Origin of the sequence: Priestia sp. 179-F W1.4 NHS, assembly GCF_045369295.1 — a bacterium.
GTDB lineage: Bacteria > Bacillota > Bacilli > Bacillales > Bacillaceae_H > Priestia > Priestia zanthoxyli.
Map to the genome: position 1 here is coordinate 100,829 of NZ_JBIQFF010000002.1, position 16,863 is coordinate 117,691.

Here is a 16,863-nt window from a genome sequence, read left to right on the forward strand (position 1 = left end):
TTCTCTTCTTGCTATAAGATCTATAAATGACCATGGAGGAAAATATGAATAAAGTCTTTTTTATTTTTATGATTATTGGTGTACCTCTTTCAATTATTGGCAGCATGTTTAATTGGAATTATATTTTCATGTTTTTTATTTATTGCGTGACATTAATTAGTTTGGCTAATTACATTAGACGTTCCACTGAAAGCCTTAGCGTTGTAGTAGGTCCAACAGCAGGCGGATTACTGAATGCTACGTTTGGCAACGCTGCGGAAATTATTATTTCATTTTTTGCATTAAGTAAAGGATTAAATACAATCGTCATTTCCTCAATTACGGGAGCAGTTCTTGTTAACCTTCTTTTTGCCAGTGGAATATCCATGATCGTTGGAGGTATTCGATTTAAAAAGCAAAAATTTAGTGTGTTTAAAACACGACATAATACTTCCCTCTTAATGTTTGCTATTATCGTAACTTTTGTATTGCCGTTTATCTTTGCAAAACGCTTGGATGATAAAGATATGCAGGTTCTATCCACTTCTTTTGCTATTGTGATGCTGACCATTTACCTGCTTGCTCTTCTTTTTAAACTTGTCACGCATAAAGGGATTTTCACCGGAAACGCAGAAGAAAATGGAGAGGAACCAGAATGGGGAAAAAAGAAAGCAATCGTTGTGCTTGGACTGGCGACAATTGTACTAGCTTATATTAGTGAGAAACTTGTTGGCACCATTGAGCCAGTAGGTGCTGCTTTAGGCTGGAGTCACGTTTTTATTGGAATTATTGTTGTCGCCATAGTGGGAAGTGCTGCAGAGTACGTGTCAGCAATTGCCATGGCCTATAATAACAGAATGGACGTAATGGTGGAGATCTCCATTGGTTCAACCGTCCAAACGGCCATGTTTGTTGCTCCTATACTTGTTCTGTTCTCATACTTGTATGATTTCTTGCCTCTTGTGTTTAATACAGCGGAAATGATTGCGATGATTCTTGCCGCTCTCATGACGGTGACCGTTGTGAACGATGGTGATTCCAACTGGTTCGAAGGTGTTTTACTTGTTGGTACTTACATTGCGATAGGCTTTAGTTTTTACCTTTTATAGAATTTTTTCAAGAAAAAGATGAAAATTTCAGCTTACATAAGCATGGTTTTCAACTTTAAACACAATTAAAGTATTGCTGTATTGATAATATATAATCGTATATGAACAAGAAAAACGAGCTCTTATCTGCTAAGAGCTCGTTTTTTATATTTATTTTATCTACCTTACATATAACCGTTTCAAATAAACAAAAGACACCAGTAAACCTAAAATGTATGTACATATTTTGAAGCGAATGACATATTAATAGCTCAAGAGACAGTGTTTACTAATAAAAGTTAGAGGAGATGAGAGTGAGAATGGATAATTTTAATTCACAATCATCCACTGATCATCCAAACCCGCAAGTATGGAATTTTGTTTCAGCTCCTAATTTACATCCCATGAAGGTTACCATTAATACTAATAAGCCTGGAACAGCTCCCGGCCTATTATTTGTTGCACCTTATACGATATATGGAGCAGCGATGATTGGACAGACCGGCGCACTAATTATGGATCAGACGGGTAATCCAGTGTGGTTTAGACCGCTTGCTAGTAGGTATATCCAAAATACAGATTTTCGAGTACAAATATACTGCGGGAACCCTGTTCTTACGATGTGGCAAGGGACAATTTCAGGCACTCAAACTTCAAACCCTAACCTTCCAGTAGGTGAACCTGAGCCTGGTGCTTATTTTCAAGTTATCAATCAGCATTATGAGGTCATTAAAAAGTTATTTGCTAAAAAAGGGTTTACCTCTGATTTGCACGAGTTTACAATCACCAAACGGAATACGGCTTTATTTACGGCGGTAAAACAAGTGCCTGCAGATTTATCTAAGTATGGAGGGCCCTTAAACGGGTATTTTAGTAATTACTCTATTCAAGAAGTAGACATTGAGACGGGAGAGCTTCTTTTCTTTTGGGATGTACTTAAACATGTTAATCCAGCTGATTCGATGGTACCTGCTTCATCCGCAACAAGCTCTAATAATATATGGGATTGTTACCACGTAAATTCAGTCGAAGAAGGTCCAAACAATACACTTTTAGTGAGCATGCGTAGTATGTGGGCTATTTATAATATTGACAAAGAAGCGGGAAAGGTAATTTGGCAACTTGGTGGAAAGCAAAGTGATTTTAAGCTTGGACCGAACGCTAAATTTTCTTGGCAGCATGATGCGCGCTACAGGTCCGAAAACAGGATAAGCTTGTTTGACAATGCCTGCTGTGCTTCTCCTGATTCTCCACCTCAAGGGCAAGCGCGTGGTTTAATTCTTCACTTAGATTATAAACACAAGGTTGCAAATGTAGATCGAACATATTATCATGACCCCGCTTTATATGTTCCAAGTCAAGGAAATGCGCAAAAGCTTTCCAATGGAAATCAACTCATTGGGTGGGGACAAGAACCGTACCTTTCGGAATTTAGGAACGCTGGCAATACACGGAGAAACCCTTCATTTAATTTGTTATATGATATGCAGTATCCAAATCAGAATCTTTCGTATCGAGCCTTTAAAAATAAGTGGGTAGGTCTCCCACTTTATCCGCCTAGCATAACTGTAGACTTATTGCCCGACGGTCAAGCTACAGTTTACGCATCATGGAATGGTTCAACCGAAACGGTTGCTTGGCAGGTACTGGCGGGACCAACACCTTTTAAATTGTCAGTAGTGGTATTTAGTACCCCTCGTACTGGATTTGAAACAGATATTCATGCTGAGGCAGGTGGTCCCTATTTTCAAGTCAAAGCATTAGATTCATGCGGGAACGTCATTGGTACATCACAAACTACTTACGTGAAAATAAGACGAAATAGACGAAAGTGAGCATTAATAATCCTCTATTAGATTTTTAAAAATGTTCGTATAGTGCCCCCCTATTCAGAAGGCTGGAGGGGGACATTCACCTTTTAAGGAATCGAATAGAAATTATGTGAGCTAAGGATTTTTTCAAAAAACTGCTACTATATTAATCTAAACTACAAAATAAAATTCCAGATATACAATATTACATTTTAACGAATCGTAAAGATAAAGGACTGAGGGAATATTTTAGCTGAGTATGAGGAGCTTTTCTATCAAATTATTTAATTTTTAAAACAATATCTTCTGATTGGTCATTCCATTTAACAGTTAAAATCAAATGTTTAGATTTCATTATACCTTCACTAGCCTCAACCTTTACTTTCTCTTTAAAATTCCCTTCTTCATTTAACCTTGCGTCTCTCACTGCAATTCCATTTTGATTATTTGAAGTGTCTAAATTAATTCCAAAATCCCCTACGTTTTCTACCTTACTACCTAGATAATTTAAGTTAATTTGAGCTGTTTCTTTACTATTTTCAACGGGATATAACGTAATAGTAGCTGACCAGCTTTGAGTTTCACCTGAAAACTCTAAAGGATCCTCAGCTTTACTTTGACATCCAACTAATGAAACAAAAAAGAAAAGACTAAATAAAGCAATACAAAACTTTCTCATCCTCGTCCTCCATGTAAACCGCATAATGTCATTTTTACTAACTTATATTGTATTAAACTATATATTTTTAGTTAACGGAGCGTAGAATATTATCTAGTAAAGAACATATGTAAGATCTTTTTTAAAAACTGTTCGTAGATTTTGAAAGATGCGCTAAATGCGGAACATTTCTTTTCACTTTCCATTATAATTTTATCCCCTTTTATCCTCAGGCATATTCTATACAAAACAAATTGCCGTTAGTTTAAACAATGAAAGGTCTCCCAGAAATAATTCTGAGAGATTAGTAAAAAAATTAACCTGTGAAAAAACTTACAACACCTATCAGCACAAAAAATATGAGAATTGCAGATAGAATGAGTACAACTGTAAAGATAGGTTTATACTTTGCTCTATTTTCTTGATTACTTATCTTATTATGTAAATCATCTAATTTTCTTTCAATTTCATCCAGACGTTTTTCCGTGTTAATATCCATCACCTCCTACCTTTTATACGAATTACTCCTCTAAAAGTTTCCTAATTAATGTATTTTAAAGAATATATATGTAAAAAAAAAACGCTTTAAATTGTATGTATAGTTAGTTACCGAAATCTTCTTTTCCCATAGTAAACGTTCATTAAAAAACAAAAATCTTAATCTAAATCAAAAGTGAAAGGGACTTACTTGTTTGATAATAAACGAAATAATAAACGAAACAGTAATTGTTGCCGCTAGCTGCTTTGGAGTTTTGTAAAAGACTACGCATAAAACAGCATACATAATGAATTCTTCAATATAGTTTACATGTATGTAAAATATTCCAACCGCTAAAGAAAGACTTAACAATAACCCCATAGGCAAAGCTGGTAATATCCAAGCTAGAAGTAGATTATTTTTAGCCATCCATACAATAGCTGCTAGAAACGGAGACGCTAGTGCGATACTTCCCCACAGTAAAAAATAACTAGTTGGAAAAAATCCAAATAAAAAAGCGGAATATATATAATAGCCTGTTAGCATTCCTATAAAGAACATGAATGTATTAAGAGCCGCACTAATTTGGGTTTTACTATACGCAGCTATAAGGGTAGCAATCAGTACCCAAATCCCTGTCCTCGAACACAAACATCCAAAATATGGAATGATATTCATCCGCCAACTTCCATCAACACCTGCAACAGTATCTAAATATTTGGTTGCTATCCCCAAAGCTGTACCGAAGACTAAATAGATAATAGAAAATGCAAGTTTGTTTGTAGACTTAACTATTCCAATAGTAAACTCCCCCTAACCAAAGAAAATCTATTAAAATGTTTTAACTCTTTCGTCCAAAAGCTTTTGTATCAATATTTTTGTCATCTAGGAAACTCTCTATCTTTATCTGCTCTCTTCCATTTACACTTTTATTTTTATTCATAAGTGACTCAATTTCTGTTTCAGAAAAATCTCCTTCACTCATATGCTCAACCATGTCATCGATTGCTTGATCCAGTTCATCCAAAATTTGATTGGAACCCATAATATAGCGGCTAATTCTCTCTGAATCTTTTTTATATCCTTCTGGTAAAGTATTGTGCGAAATATAGGTGGAAAAGTTATGATCATTTGCTTTCACCAGGTCTTTTAACTGTTCAAATTTTTTCGCTTGAGCTTTATTTAATTTTTGATCGGACTCCATAATTTCTTCAAATTGATCACCGGTATTGGATAGATCCTCGTTAGTATCTAAGTATGTCTGTATACTTTCTTTCATTTCTTTTTCATCAATTAAGGCATTATTTTTCGATGAACTAAATATGGAAGTTGGTAATACAATTTTTCCACTAGCTTCTTTTGTACTTTCCTGATAAGAACAAGCGCCTAATAAAAAAATAATTATTAAGCTAAAACAAAGTTTTTTCAATTCAAACGCTCCCTTTAACAATGTATTCGTTCCATTAATTTACATAGAAAATTTTAACATTAAAACCCTCCTAGGACTATACATCTAGAGGCGTATATTGGAAAAGTCCCCCTACCTAATTGAATATAGAAAAAAATGTTAAGAACAAAGATTTGTTTGCTGTTATAGTGAACGTAAGGTAGGTGAATGTAAATGAATTATGTAACTTGTATACAGAGAACGCTGGATTACATTGAGGAGAATTTGGAGACACAAATCACTTTAGAAAAGTTAGCAGAAATTGCCTGTTTTTCTCCTTTTCACTATCACCGTGTCTTCCAAGCCATGGTTGGAGAATCAGTGATGGATTATGTGAGGAAACGAAGACTTACGCGCGCAGCAGAACGCTTATTTTTCACAGATGAAAAAGTCATTGATATCGCACTTGATGTTGGTTTCCACTATCAAGAGTCTTTTAACAGAGCGTTCAAAAAATTTTATGATGTTTCACCGAAACAATACCGTAACGCAAGAAGAATATCTGGACCGCTGCGGGGAAAAGCCTACCTAAATACCACAATTTTGTCAGGAGGAAATAAGATGGAACCAAAACTAGTCACTAAACCTGCTTTTTATGTCATTGGATATGAGCTAAAAACAAAGAACGAGGGTAGCCAGAATAATAAAGACATTCCTGAATTTTGGCAACAGTACATGCAAAATGGATTAGGCTCTAGAATACCCCATCCCTTAAACAAAAACGTGGAGCTTGGTATTTGCACTGACTTTAATCCTGAAACGGGTGAGTTTGTTTATGTAATTGGTATGGAAGTTGAGAAAGACACTCCAGCACCTGAAGGAACAGTTTACAGAAGCTTCCCTGAACTAGAATATGCCGTATTTACTACACCAAAATCAAATGAAGAATCTTTTACTTCTTCCATTCAGTCCACGTGGAATTATGTTTTTACAGAATGGTTCCCTGAATCGGGTTATGAGCACTACGGATCAATGGAATTTGAACTGTACGACAAAAGATGTTATGGCTCAGAAAATAAAGAGATTGACATCTACATTCCTGTAAAAAAACAGACTGTTAAGGCATAAAAGAGAAAAGCATTCCAAGTAGAAATTCACTTATAATGCTGAACATATTCCTATACAAAAGCCCAATCTCTAAGCACTTATATTTAAGAGAGGGCTTTTTATTCTTTTGCATTGGGAATTTTAGAATCAACCAATTTGAATATTCACTTCATTTTTAGTTATCATAATGTACGATATCGGCAATAAAAACATCAGATATACAGAGAAATACGATGTGCTTTTCTCTCCAATTACTTAATTCTTAAAACAATATCTTCTGATCTGTCACTGGATATAAAGTAATACTAGCATTTTATTTTATATATTTTCCTTACGTACATATTTTTTACATTTTATAGGAATGATAACGTTACTCGTTGTATAACAAATATTCACTCATATAAAAGGTGGTAAAACGTGCGACAAAGATATCTTCCGAAAAGCCCTAACAAAGAAAAGACAGCAGCTTGTTCAGCAACTCCCTTATATGATGATGTAAATAAAAATATAGAGAGACTATTGAACGAATTAGGAAATAGTTCTGATGTGTCGTTTCGAATGGTTGAGTCTCCGTATCAAAATACGTTAAAAGCAGCCGTTATTCACCTTGACGGATTAGCAGATGAAAACATTATAAATGAGAATATCATGACTCCTCTTATTGAGTGGCTTAAAGAAAGTAATCAAGTAGTAACCGTCGAAGAGATAGAAGAACAAATACCTCAGATATTAACTGTATCTCAATTGACTATAAGAGAGAATTGGCATGAATTTGTGTCAGCAGTTTTAACTGGTGATACGGTCATACTGCTGAATGGAAGTTCTAAAATCTTCATTGGCAATACAAAAAAACTTCAGTCCCGCGCAGTAACAGAACCAACAAGTCAAACGGTTGTTAGAGGACCTAAAGATAGTTTCACAGAGAATTTAAGGACTAATACTTCTTTAATACGAGCTAGAATTCAGGATCCTAATTTACGTTTAGACAGCATGAAAATTGGAAGCGTAACTCACACAGATATAGGGATCATGTATATTCAAGGAAATGCAGATGAACGTATTGTAGAGGAAATCAAAGAACGTTTAAAAGGGATTAAGGTAGATGGAGTCCTTGAGTCGAACTATATTGAGGAATTTATCCGGGATGATAGGACCACTATTTTTCCACTTCTATTAAATACAGAACGACCTGATGCCGTTGTAGGAAATTTATTAGAGGGCCGAATTGCTATTATTGTACAAGGAACACCTTTTGTATTAATTGCGCCCGCTATTTTTTCTCAATTTTTTCAGTCTCCCGAAGATTATTATCAAAATCATTATATTGCGTCCTTTTTAAGGATCTTGAGATTTGGTTCTTTTTTTCTGTCTATGTATGCATCTGCTATCTATTTAGCATTGATTACACATCATCAGGGACTTATTCCAAACACATTAATGGTCAGTTTAATGGCGCAAAGAGAACGAGTTCCTTTTCCAGCAATTGTAGAAATGGTAGTGATGGAACTAGCCTTTGAGATGTTGCGAGAAGCTGGAATCCGAATGCCCAGAGCAATCGGACCAGCAGTCTCCATTGTAGGAGCGCTCATTTTAGGACAAGCAGCTGTAGAAGCAGGTTTTGTATCGGCGGCTGTTGTGATCATTGTTGCTATTTCCGCCATCAGCAATTTCACACTGCCATCTACTAGCATTGTCAATGCGGCCCGTGGTTTTCGGTTTATCTTGATTCTAATTTCAGCATTTATTGGCTTATATGGAATTTTGCTTATGACCTTATGTATATGGCTTCATATAAGTAGTCTGAGATCTTTCGGTATCCCCTACTTTTCACCTTTTGCTCCCTTTGATTTTAAAAAGCAAAAGGATACGTTAGTTCGATTCTCTTTACCATCTCTGTTGAAAAAACATCAAAATAAATAGACGTCGTATAAAAATGAATGAGGATAGAAAATGAAAACTTATCTTTCGCTTTTATGGATCACTGCCCTTTGTTTATGCGTTTCAGGATGTTCGAATTACCGAGAATTAAACCAAATAGGAGTCATTATAGGATTGGGAATTGATGAGAATAAAAATTCGGAAGAACCCTATAAAGTAACCTATCAGATTATTAACCCAAGCGGTTTGTCACAAGGCAGTTCGTCGGGAGGACAGGGTCTTCCTGTCATTAACTACACAGTAACTGCCAAATCGTTAGTGGAAGCATTAAAAAAAGCCTCTGTCGTCATTCCAAGAGAACATATTACTTCTCATCTTTCGCTTATCGTCGTAGGTGAAAAGTTAGCAAGAAATGGTCTTAGCTTATTATTTGATGCCTTGGATCGAGGCAAACAAGCTCGTACAAGTATTCCAGTTTTTATTGCGCGTGATGGAACTGCTGAGAAATTGCTTGGTGTGATTGAACCTTTTGAGGTTACTCCAGTCAAAAGTATCCTAAGTACAACCCAGAACAATCAAAAAATGTATGGAATAGTTAGTAATGTACAAGCATATGAAGTTATTTCTATGCTTTTGAGTGAGGGAAAAGATCTATCTCTTCCTGGAATCAATATTAACAAACCCTCTCAGCAGTCAGAAGAAGCAGGCAATTTAGAGAATACCAGCCCAAGTGCTATGCAGGTAAAAGGATTAGCTATGTTTAGAAAAGGAAAATTAGTTCGATGGCTGGATGGGGATGAAGCTCGATCTGTTCAACTTGTTACGTCTGAAGTGAAGAGCACAGCTCTTGTTTTCCCTTGTAATATAAATGAGAATATCACAGTTACAGCGACTGGAATAAAAAGTGAAATAAAAACAAAAATCCGCCGTGGACAACCTTTTATTCATACAGATCTGAATGTGATGGGAGAAATTACGGAAACATCATGCCAAAAAGATTTAAGCAACCCTAAGGTGTTAAAAGAGTTGGAAAAAGAAGTCCAAAATGAACTACAAAAGGAAATTACAAAAACTATTAGCATCGCACAAAAAGAAAAGGCAGATATATTTGGCTTTGGTGATAGCTTATCTCGAACCAACCCTAGTTATTGGCGTCAGCATAAACAGAATTGGGAGAGTCTATTTTCAAGTGCGAAGGTATCGATGAATGTGAACGTCACTATCGTAAATACCGGAATGCGTACAAATCCTTATGAGGTAAATTAGATGAGGAGCTGAAAAAGCATTGACTAAAATAAAAATCGATGGGTTTCAATTATTTTGTATGATGTTTATCTTTATATTAGGCAGTACGTTGCTTTTAGATATAGGAAAGGCTGCTAAGCAAGATGCATGGATCGTTCCCTTTTTGGCTACTATTTTTGGATGTGCACTGTATTTAGTCTATATCTCCTTATATAAGAGATACCCTAATATGCCTTTAACCGGCTATCTTATTAAAATCTGGGGTAAATACGTAGGCAGTGCTATCAGCTTTTGTTATATTATATATTTTGTTTATATTGCTTCTAGAGTACTACGTGATTTTGAAGAATTACTAATTAGCTCTTCTTACTATGTTACATCGATTATTACGCTCGGCATATGCATGACCTTTGTGTTAATTTATAGTATTCACTTGGGAATAGAAGCATTCGCACGCGTTACGTGCTTATGTTTTGTTGTTATTTTACTGACTCTTTTTATATTAAATGTTTTGTATGTAGTAGGAGGTTATATCAAAGTGGAAAACCTTCAACCCGTATTAGCAAATGGATGGGGAAACATAGGGAAAGAGTTAGTCCCTCTTGGCATTACTGTCCCTTTCGGAGAATTGATTACCTTTACTATGCTTCTTCCTTATTTGAATAAAAAAAGTCAGGCTGCAACAATTGGACTATCCGCCATTATAATAGGAGGGATTGTCTTAACCATTAATTCAATTATTCTTTTATGTGTACTCGGACCAGAGACTGTTTTAAGATCTTCTTTCCCAGCTCTTACAGCTGTGAGTTACATTAACATAGCTAGTTTTATTCAAAGGCTGGATACCTTTATTCTTATTCTCATGGTCATTTTAGGTTTTGTTAAAATATCCATCTATTTCTTTTGTGCCGTGATTGGGGCAACTGATTTGTTTCGTATGAAACCTTCTGTTACAAACATTTATCTAATTGGTGGTGTTATTTTTTTCTCCTCACTGATGATTGCTCCTAGCTACCAAGCTCATATAAATGAAGGGCTCAAAGTTGTTCCTTATTTATTACACCTCCCTTTTCATATAGCAATTCCTATCCTATTGCTGATTACAGCATATATTAAACAAAAAATAAAGCCTACCCTTTCATGACAAGGGAGGCTATTGTTTTTTTAAAACAGGGAAAATGCTAAAAGTAACGAACAACAAAGCAAATAAAACAATCAAAAAATAATCTTCTCCACGTGCAATTACAAAATATTGTTTTAGGTTATAAAACGATTGAAACATATAGTTTCCCTGAAAAACGTCGATGAATACAATAAGAGCATAAGCCCCCAGCAAAATACATAAGGATGGAATTATTTTAGCCATTATATCAGCCTCACCTTTTTCTTTTAAATTGCGGTAAATAATATAAAAATATACAAGGAGTCCATGAGATTTAATACTATTTATTAAATAATGAAAAATAATTGATCTTCTGCAAAGCAATCTGTTATAAAAAATTTAACGTAACAAGAATTTTAAAAATTCACCTACAAGGAGCTTTATTTATTTTAATGTACGGCTCTATTTTTATAGATTCTCACGAAGTAGTACAAGCCAAGCAGAAGTAATCCTACATTTGTATAAACATAAAAAATAGACCCATACCAAAAGTTCTTTTGAACCAATGAATCAAAAAAATAATGCAAAAAATGGTATAGCGCTACATAGATTAAACAAAGACTCCAGAAAATATTTTCTTCTCTAGAATAAATCTCATACCTGTCTTTAGTATTTCTTCAAGGTTTCTTACATTTATCCACAATCAACATGAGACCTCTTTCCATAGCATATTTAAAAAAGCTAGCCTTTCATATAATAAGAAAAAGAGTTGCCGTAGCAACCCTGTTCCATTAAGGAGGATCTGTTTTATTCTTTGTTATTTACAGAATAAACCTCAATAGGTTTATTCCACTTAAAAATCTCTTTCTCAAAATGTAGCCCAACCCTTGTGGCCACTCTTTTTGATGCTTCATTATTTTTATCTATTGTAGAAATTAATCGATTGTAACCTAGTTGATTAAATCCATAATCCTTACAGGCAGCCGCTGCCTCTGTCGCTAAACCTTTCCCCCAGTGTTTACGTACAAACAGATATCCAATCTCGATTTCTAATTCGCCTTCAATCTCCTGGGGAATCAATCCACATTGACCTACGAACTCGTTAGTTTCTCTTAGCTCCGCAATCCATAGACCAATACCATGCTCTTTATAATTTTTTCTTGTCCACCTAATCCAACTACGTGTTTCTTCTAGATCCTTTGTTGAAGGATAATATCGCATAGCCTCTGAATCAGAGAAAATTTGCAATAGATTATCTGAGTCTTCTTCTCTCATCAACCTTAAAAGCATTCTTTCTGTTTCAAGTACTTTCATTTTTTCATCTCTTTCCTTTTATCTGCCTTTATATTTTTAACTTTTCTATATCGTTTGCAAAATCTCCTTTGAAACACAGGAGCCTCCTCCAACAGCGATCTTTTTAGTTACCGCAATTTAAAAACAGAATGAATCTCTTTCATCTTGTAACGTGACCTAGATTCAGTGGGTATAAAATACATAAGGGATGTTTAAGGTGTTTGATGTATATAGTCTGAGAAGTCTTCTTTTAGACATAAAAAAAGAATCCTCCATGAAAAAGAGGATTCAACAGGGTAAGTAAGAAAAAGAAATATACATGCATGTTCCTGGGGGGGCTACGCTTGTATAATCAACTTATACCCGCTATTCACTGATTGAAACAGCTAAAAACATTTTATAAAAAAATTGATAGTTAACCTATTAAATTAGCCCTATAGATTCTTGAACTACTCCCCCATGGATGATAACCATCGCCTATATATGAAAAGTCATACTTTTCATAGTATCCAACGTAGTCGGTGCATAAATAAAGATTATCAAATCCGGCATTTTTCGTATCTTCTTTCAGCTTTAAAAGAAGTTGCTCACCTAAGGATTTACCTCGATAACTTTCTTCAATGTAAAGAGAACACACCCAGGGCCATAAATCCATTCGACTTATAAAATCGTTGGTGATAAGCCCTGAGCAGCCGATAATTCCTCCTTCGTCTTCTAACAGGTACCAGACTGGAAGACAACTACTTGTGTTTAAGCTATGTATAATACAGTCTTCGTAAAGCTTTAAATTCTCTTTACTCGCCCACTTACGCTGAGTATATTCAATAGCTTTGTCTTTGTACTCTACCTGTTCTCTAATATTAATAATTCGCATGACAAGGGCTCCTCTATTAAAATTAAATCCATTCTTTCCTATGTTCATAAATGAATTTGATATCGTTTTGATAATGCTCAAGATGCCCTTCGTCTATCATTTTTTGAAACGCAATATCACCTTCACTAGCTTTTCTTGTAATTGTTTTACATAACCCCTCTAATCGCAGCAATACCATTTCCAAATAACCTTCTTGTAATTCTTCGCCATAAGATTCAAAAAATAATTTCACTCTTCGCTTTCTATCTTGAGCATGCTGTGATGAATTATAATGAATTTTCTCACCTGTTTCAGAAAGATAAAATCTACTCAAAGGGACGCACGTATAAAGAGTATAAGCAATGTCCCAAAGTCTTGGCCCAGGTGCAGCAACATCAAAATCAATAATTCCTATTGGTCTCTCATCATTAAAAATAATGTTGTATATAGCAAAATCATTATGACATAGTATTTCAAATGGTTTAGGCGTGTTATCTATTGATTTCCAGCTGTCATCAAATGAAAAATCACTCACTGAATCATGATAAAGACGGAGCATTTTTCCTATTTCTATCAAAACAGCATCGGACCACATATATTTCTTCAAGGGATAATTACCAGCTTCACCTTCAATAAATGACAAGACCTCTCTCCCTTTTTCGTCAATGCCTAAAAATTTTGGTGCATAAGTAAACCCCTTGTTTTCTAAATGCTTTAATAGCTTATGAAATTTATGACTATCTGATTTTAATTCTCGTCGTACGGTATTTCCCGAGCGGTAAACGTTAGAAACATTCCCTCCTGTTAGTACTTCTTCGTCCTTAAAGCCTGACATATAAATATTCCCCCTGAATATACCCGATTTGTCGTTAATCAGTGAAAGTGATAAAACATTTACCACAATGATATACCTTATTTCACCATCTATTTAGAACAGCCCGTACTTTTCCCTTCATAGCCCATTAATGTTACTTTACATTATAAAAAAAGAATCTTCATTCGAAGATCTTTTTGACTGCTTGTTTCATACAAAAATCCGCTAAAAAAGCGGGAGACCGCTACTATGTTAAATCACCAAAAGCCACCGTCTGAGTGGATAATTTGTCCGGTAATCCATTCTGCTTCTTCGCTTGCTAAAAAAACAACTAATTTTGCGGCATCCCGTGGCTCACCAAGTCGACCCATTGGGAACTTCGGCAGTAAATCTTCCTTCAACTTACTGCTCATCCACCCAGTATTAGTTGGTCCAGGATCTACAGCATTAACAGTAATTTTAAGAGGTGCTAATTCAATAGCAACTGATTTAGTAAATGTAGAAACGGCACCTTTGGTGGCAACATAAGCCAAATTGCCAGGCTCAGGTGACTTATCTTGACCTGATACCATATTAATAATTCGACCGCCATGCTTGCCTTCGATTAGACGTGCAAACTCAACAGTTAAAAGACATGTTCCTCTAACATTCACGTTATAATGAGCGTCGAGAACATCAGCATCTATCGAACGAAAATCTACGTCTACAGAATGTGTTGCATTATTTACAAGGATTGATGGAGAACCCAGTTTGGTTTGAACTGTGTCAAGCAGTTTTCTTGATGCATCGGGCTGTGATAAATCCAATTCCATCGATTCACATCGTACTCCCAGACTGCGTATCTCTTCAATCAGATGCTTCGACCAATTAAAATCATCCTCATTACAATAATCCATTAAACGATCATAATTTGACCAATGAGTGAAAAAAATATCTGCACCTTCTTTAGCTAACTCCCTGCATATTTCAGTACCAATACCTTTTGCCCTACTAGCACCAGTAACAATCGCAATTTTATTTATTAATCGCTTCATAAAGCATCTCCTCATGGGAACGCTGAATTTATATGCTCACCAATAGCACACGATTTCAGCAATCCTGTATATGTATATTAATCTATCAAGTTGTGATGAATGAAAAAGGTAATCAAAGTTTAAATGGTATTACAATGTCTATATTCTGCACTCATAGACAGAGAATGAGATGCCTTCTCCGTAGCCATCTTTTACTTCATGAACAGTAAGATTGTTAAATTCATTAGATCTAAGGATACGTTCAAACTCTTCTGAGCCATAAAGTCGAAGAGGGAAATCCATTATCTCCACCTTTTTTGTCTGATTTCCTTGAAGTAGCTCATATTTTATCTTAGTATTCAAAGAGCTCGCTTTTCTATCGTAGAAGCTTTTTTTGTAAACGACGATGATTTCTTTATTAAAAGATACTCTATTTGTTTCAGTCCAATCTACTAGTTCTTCAATTTCACTTTTTTTCTTTATAATCGTTAAAAGTATTTTCCCGTCATCTTTTAAAACTGCTTTCATATTTTGAAGACTCTTAACAGCAATATCATCACCTAACAGCGAAAAAGAGCCAAAAGGTATTATAATAAGGTCATACTTGTTACTATTTTTAAAATTTCCGATATCTTGGTACCATACATTTGGTTTAAGGTTTAGTCTTTCAGCCTTTTCTACACATGCTTTAAGCATTTCTTTAGAAATATCGAACCCTTCAATATCAATTCCGTTTTGCATAAATGGAATAAGCATTCTACCGTTCCCGCACATTGGTTCTAACACTTTCATATCTTGGTCTTTTACAAAGGAAAGATAAAACTCAAGCTCTTTTTTATTTGCAGCGGATTTATCAACCTCGTACAACATTGTGCAGAGCTCTCCATAGTAATCATTCATTCGCGTTTTCACCTCACATGATTAGTCTTCCATATGTGCATTCAACTTTCCTGCTCTATTCTAGTCAATATAGAACTTATTACAGATAGTAAACTCTCGGTCTCTAACAGTTTATGCTCGTCCTCTTCCCTTAGTTTTGGTTATATTTCACTCTTTGGTAAAGAGATAGGCAAAATAATCGATTCCCTAAATAAAATTCAAAAAGGAAATAACCTCATTTTAGAGAACTGAATAAAGGGCTGCTTTTCATTTTTCTAACACTTAAAAGGAGGTACACAAATGAATGAACAAATACTAAAAATAGATAACGTAGAGATTTGCACAGAAAGTTTTGGGAACCCAGAGAATCCTGCTGTACTTTTAATAATGGGAGCAATGTCCTCGTTAGATTGGTGGGATGAAGACTTCTGTCTTCGCCTCGCTGAAAGGGAGAGATTTGTTATTCGTTACGACCATCGTGATTTAGGCCAATCTACCACTTATCCGCCGGGTACTTCTAACTATACAATAACGGATATGGCTGATGATGCAATTGGCGTTTTAGATGCTTATTCTATAGAAAAAGCTCATATTGTTGGAATGTCGTTGGGCGGGATGATAGGTCAGATTCTTGCTCTTAGATATCCAAAACGCATAGATTCCCTTACTTTAATTGCATCAAGCATTTTTGGAACTGAGGCGGAAAAATTGCCTCCAATGGACCAGCGTATACTTGATTATCATACAAAAAGTACTTCCATAGACTGGTCAAATCAAGAGGCAACCGTTCACTACCTTGCAGGTGGATGGAAAACGTTAAGTGGAACAAAACCTTATGAAAAGGAAAGAATGTATAAGCTAGCAAAAAGAGAAGCTGCCCGCGCCAAACAGTTGCCGAGTAGATTCAATCATGCTTTACTTCAAGGAGGAGGCCAATATTATGACAGATTGAGTGAAATTAGCACACCTACGCTGATTATTCATGGAACAAAAGATCCGGCACTGCCTTATGAACATGGACTTGCGCTTGCAAAAGCTATTTCTCATGCTAAATTAATAGCTCTTGAGGGTACAGGACATGAAGTTCATAGTGAGGACTGGGACCAAATTATCGAAGCAATTGTAGGGATTAGCTCTTAAAAGTAAAAAAAGAGAAATGAAGACTTCAAAGCGCTTTTTCAAGAAAGCTTTGGGGTCTTTTCATATTTCAAAATCCCTTCCTTCTACTAGCAGTTGACAAAAACGTTTTCTATAGCAAAGGGTATTTTGTACAAAAGG

At 35.4% G+C, this 16,863-nt stretch carries 17 protein-coding genes; 7 read left to right on the forward strand and 10 right to left on the reverse strand.

What is annotated here, in order from left to right; genetic code table 11:
- Positions 1 to 44 precede the first annotated feature (44 nt).
- The gene (gene cax, locus ACH0CI_RS11060; protein ID WP_154991489.1) at positions 45 to 1,088 is read left to right on the forward strand and encodes a calcium/proton exchanger; all 1,044 of its coding nucleotides are present in this window, start codon (positions 45 to 47) and stop codon (positions 1,086 to 1,088) included.
- 299 nt (positions 1,089 to 1,387) lie between these two features.
- The gene (locus ACH0CI_RS11065) at positions 1,388 to 2,902 is read left to right on the forward strand and encodes an arylsulfotransferase family protein (protein ID WP_335708137.1); all 1,515 of its coding nucleotides are present in this window, start codon (positions 1,388 to 1,390) and stop codon (positions 2,900 to 2,902) included.
- Positions 2,903 to 3,158: 256 nt separating this feature from the next.
- On the opposite strand, the gene ACH0CI_RS11070 is transcribed toward ACH0CI_RS11065, so the two are convergent.
- From ACH0CI_RS11070 to ACH0CI_RS11085, 4 genes are all read right to left on the reverse strand, one after another.
- On the reverse strand, positions 3,159 to 3,557 hold the full coding sequence (locus ACH0CI_RS11070) for a hypothetical protein (RefSeq protein WP_335708138.1): 399 nt from the start codon (positions 3,555 to 3,557) through the stop codon (positions 3,159 to 3,161).
- A gap of 295 nt (positions 3,558 to 3,852) precedes the next feature.
- The gene (locus ACH0CI_RS11075; protein ID WP_014460704.1) at positions 3,853 to 4,035 is read right to left on the reverse strand and encodes a hypothetical protein; all 183 of its coding nucleotides are present in this window, start codon (positions 4,033 to 4,035) and stop codon (positions 3,853 to 3,855) included.
- 168 nt (positions 4,036 to 4,203) lie between these two features.
- Positions 4,204 to 4,692, reverse strand: a complete 489-nt coding sequence (locus ACH0CI_RS11080; protein WP_406901426.1) for a hypothetical protein — start codon at positions 4,690 to 4,692, stop codon at positions 4,204 to 4,206.
- Between the two features lie 163 nt (positions 4,693 to 4,855).
- Positions 4,856 to 5,443 (reverse strand): NDxxF motif lipoprotein, encoded by a 588-nt coding sequence (locus tag ACH0CI_RS11085; protein ID WP_049163922.1) that lies wholly within the window; start codon positions 5,441 to 5,443, stop codon positions 4,856 to 4,858.
- 192 nt (positions 5,444 to 5,635) lie between these two features.
- On the opposite strand from ACH0CI_RS11085, the gene ACH0CI_RS11090 reads away from it, so the two are divergent.
- The 4 genes from ACH0CI_RS11090 (at position 5,636) to ACH0CI_RS11105 (ending at position 10,775) form a co-directional block, all read left to right on the forward strand.
- The gene (locus tag ACH0CI_RS11090; protein WP_406901427.1) at positions 5,636 to 6,529 is read left to right on the forward strand and encodes an AraC family transcriptional regulator; all 894 of its coding nucleotides are present in this window, start codon (positions 5,636 to 5,638) and stop codon (positions 6,527 to 6,529) included.
- A 396-nt stretch (positions 6,530 to 6,925) separates the two neighbouring features.
- A complete protein-coding gene (locus ACH0CI_RS11095) occupies positions 6,926 to 8,428 on the forward strand; it encodes a spore germination protein (RefSeq protein ID WP_335708449.1) in 1,503 nt (500 codons plus the stop codon).
- A 30-nt stretch (positions 8,429 to 8,458) separates the two neighbouring features.
- Positions 8,459 to 9,652: a Ger(x)C family spore germination protein gene (locus ACH0CI_RS11100; protein WP_406901428.1), complete on the forward strand. Its 1,194-nt coding sequence runs from the start codon at positions 8,459 to 8,461 to the stop codon at positions 9,650 to 9,652.
- A gap of 19 nt (positions 9,653 to 9,671) precedes the next feature.
- Positions 9,672 to 10,775: a GerAB/ArcD/ProY family transporter gene (locus tag ACH0CI_RS11105; protein ID WP_033578576.1), complete on the forward strand. Its 1,104-nt coding sequence runs from the start codon at positions 9,672 to 9,674 to the stop codon at positions 10,773 to 10,775.
- A 9-nt stretch (positions 10,776 to 10,784) separates the two neighbouring features.
- On the opposite strand, the gene ACH0CI_RS11110 is transcribed toward ACH0CI_RS11105, so the two are convergent.
- The 6 genes from ACH0CI_RS11110 to ACH0CI_RS11135 form a co-directional block, all read right to left on the reverse strand.
- Positions 10,785 to 10,997 (reverse strand): YczF family membrane protein, encoded by a 213-nt coding sequence (locus ACH0CI_RS11110; RefSeq protein ID WP_406901429.1) that lies wholly within the window; start codon positions 10,995 to 10,997, stop codon positions 10,785 to 10,787.
- A 543-nt stretch (positions 10,998 to 11,540) separates the two neighbouring features.
- Positions 11,541 to 12,047, reverse strand: a complete 507-nt coding sequence (locus ACH0CI_RS11115; RefSeq protein ID WP_335707381.1) for a GNAT family N-acetyltransferase — start codon at positions 12,045 to 12,047, stop codon at positions 11,541 to 11,543.
- 394 nt (positions 12,048 to 12,441) lie between these two features.
- On the reverse strand, positions 12,442 to 12,900 hold the full coding sequence (locus ACH0CI_RS11120; protein WP_406901430.1) for a GNAT family N-acetyltransferase: 459 nt from the start codon (positions 12,898 to 12,900) through the stop codon (positions 12,442 to 12,444).
- Positions 12,901 to 12,922: 22 nt separating this feature from the next.
- On the reverse strand, positions 12,923 to 13,714 hold the full coding sequence (locus ACH0CI_RS11125; protein ID WP_063246968.1) for a phosphotransferase: 792 nt from the start codon (positions 13,712 to 13,714) through the stop codon (positions 12,923 to 12,925).
- A gap of 236 nt (positions 13,715 to 13,950) precedes the next feature.
- On the reverse strand, positions 13,951 to 14,727 hold the full coding sequence (locus ACH0CI_RS11130) for an SDR family oxidoreductase (RefSeq protein WP_033578569.1): 777 nt from the start codon (positions 14,725 to 14,727) through the stop codon (positions 13,951 to 13,953).
- A gap of 138 nt (positions 14,728 to 14,865) precedes the next feature.
- The gene (locus ACH0CI_RS11135; protein WP_406901431.1) at positions 14,866 to 15,606 is read right to left on the reverse strand and encodes a class I SAM-dependent methyltransferase; all 741 of its coding nucleotides are present in this window, start codon (positions 15,604 to 15,606) and stop codon (positions 14,866 to 14,868) included.
- 279 nt (positions 15,607 to 15,885) lie between these two features.
- Here ACH0CI_RS11135 and mle point away from each other — a divergent pair, with 279 nt between their 5' ends.
- Positions 15,886 to 16,725 carry an alpha/beta fold macrolide esterase gene (gene mle / locus ACH0CI_RS11140; protein ID WP_335707377.1) on the forward strand — a complete coding sequence of 280 codons (840 nt, stop codon included), beginning with the start codon at positions 15,886 to 15,888 and terminating at the stop codon, positions 16,723 to 16,725.
- Positions 16,726 to 16,863 lie beyond the last annotated feature (138 nt).

Coding starts and splice junctions, on each gene's coding strand:
- cax (WP_154991489.1), top strand. CDS start 45: ATGAATAAAGTCTTTTTTATTTTTATGATTATTGGTGTACCTCTTTCA.
- ACH0CI_RS11065 (WP_335708137.1), top strand. CDS start 1,388: ATGGATAATTTTAATTCACAATCATCCACTGATCATCCAAACCCGCAA.
- ACH0CI_RS11070 (WP_335708138.1), bottom strand. CDS start 3,557: ATGAGAAAGTTTTGTATTGCTTTATTTAGTCTTTTCTTTTTTGTTTCA.
- ACH0CI_RS11075 (WP_014460704.1), bottom strand. CDS start 4,035: ATGGATATTAACACGGAAAAACGTCTGGATGAAATTGAAAGAAAATTA.
- ACH0CI_RS11080 (WP_406901426.1), bottom strand. CDS start 4,692: ATGAATATCATTCCATATTTTGGATGTTTGTGTTCGAGGACAGGGATT.
- ACH0CI_RS11090 (WP_406901427.1), top strand. CDS start 5,636: ATGAATTATGTAACTTGTATACAGAGAACGCTGGATTACATTGAGGAG.
- ACH0CI_RS11100 (WP_406901428.1), top strand. CDS start 8,459: ATGAAAACTTATCTTTCGCTTTTATGGATCACTGCCCTTTGTTTATGC.
- ACH0CI_RS11110 (WP_406901429.1), bottom strand. CDS start 10,997: ATGGCTAAAATAATTCCATCCTTATGTATTTTGCTGGGGGCTTATGCT.
- ACH0CI_RS11115 (WP_335707381.1), bottom strand. CDS start 12,047: ATGAAAGTACTTGAAACAGAAAGAATGCTTTTAAGGTTGATGAGAGAA.
- ACH0CI_RS11120 (WP_406901430.1), bottom strand. CDS start 12,900: ATGCGAATTATTAATATTAGAGAACAGGTAGAGTACAAAGACAAAGCT.
- ACH0CI_RS11125 (WP_063246968.1), bottom strand. CDS start 13,714: ATGTCAGGCTTTAAGGACGAAGAAGTACTAACAGGAGGGAATGTTTCT.
- ACH0CI_RS11130 (WP_033578569.1), bottom strand. CDS start 14,727: ATGAAGCGATTAATAAATAAAATTGCGATTGTTACTGGTGCTAGTAGG.
- ACH0CI_RS11135 (WP_406901431.1), bottom strand. CDS start 15,606: ATGAATGATTACTATGGAGAGCTCTGCACAATGTTGTACGAGGTTGAT.
- mle (WP_335707377.1), top strand. CDS start 15,886: ATGAATGAACAAATACTAAAAATAGATAACGTAGAGATTTGCACAGAA.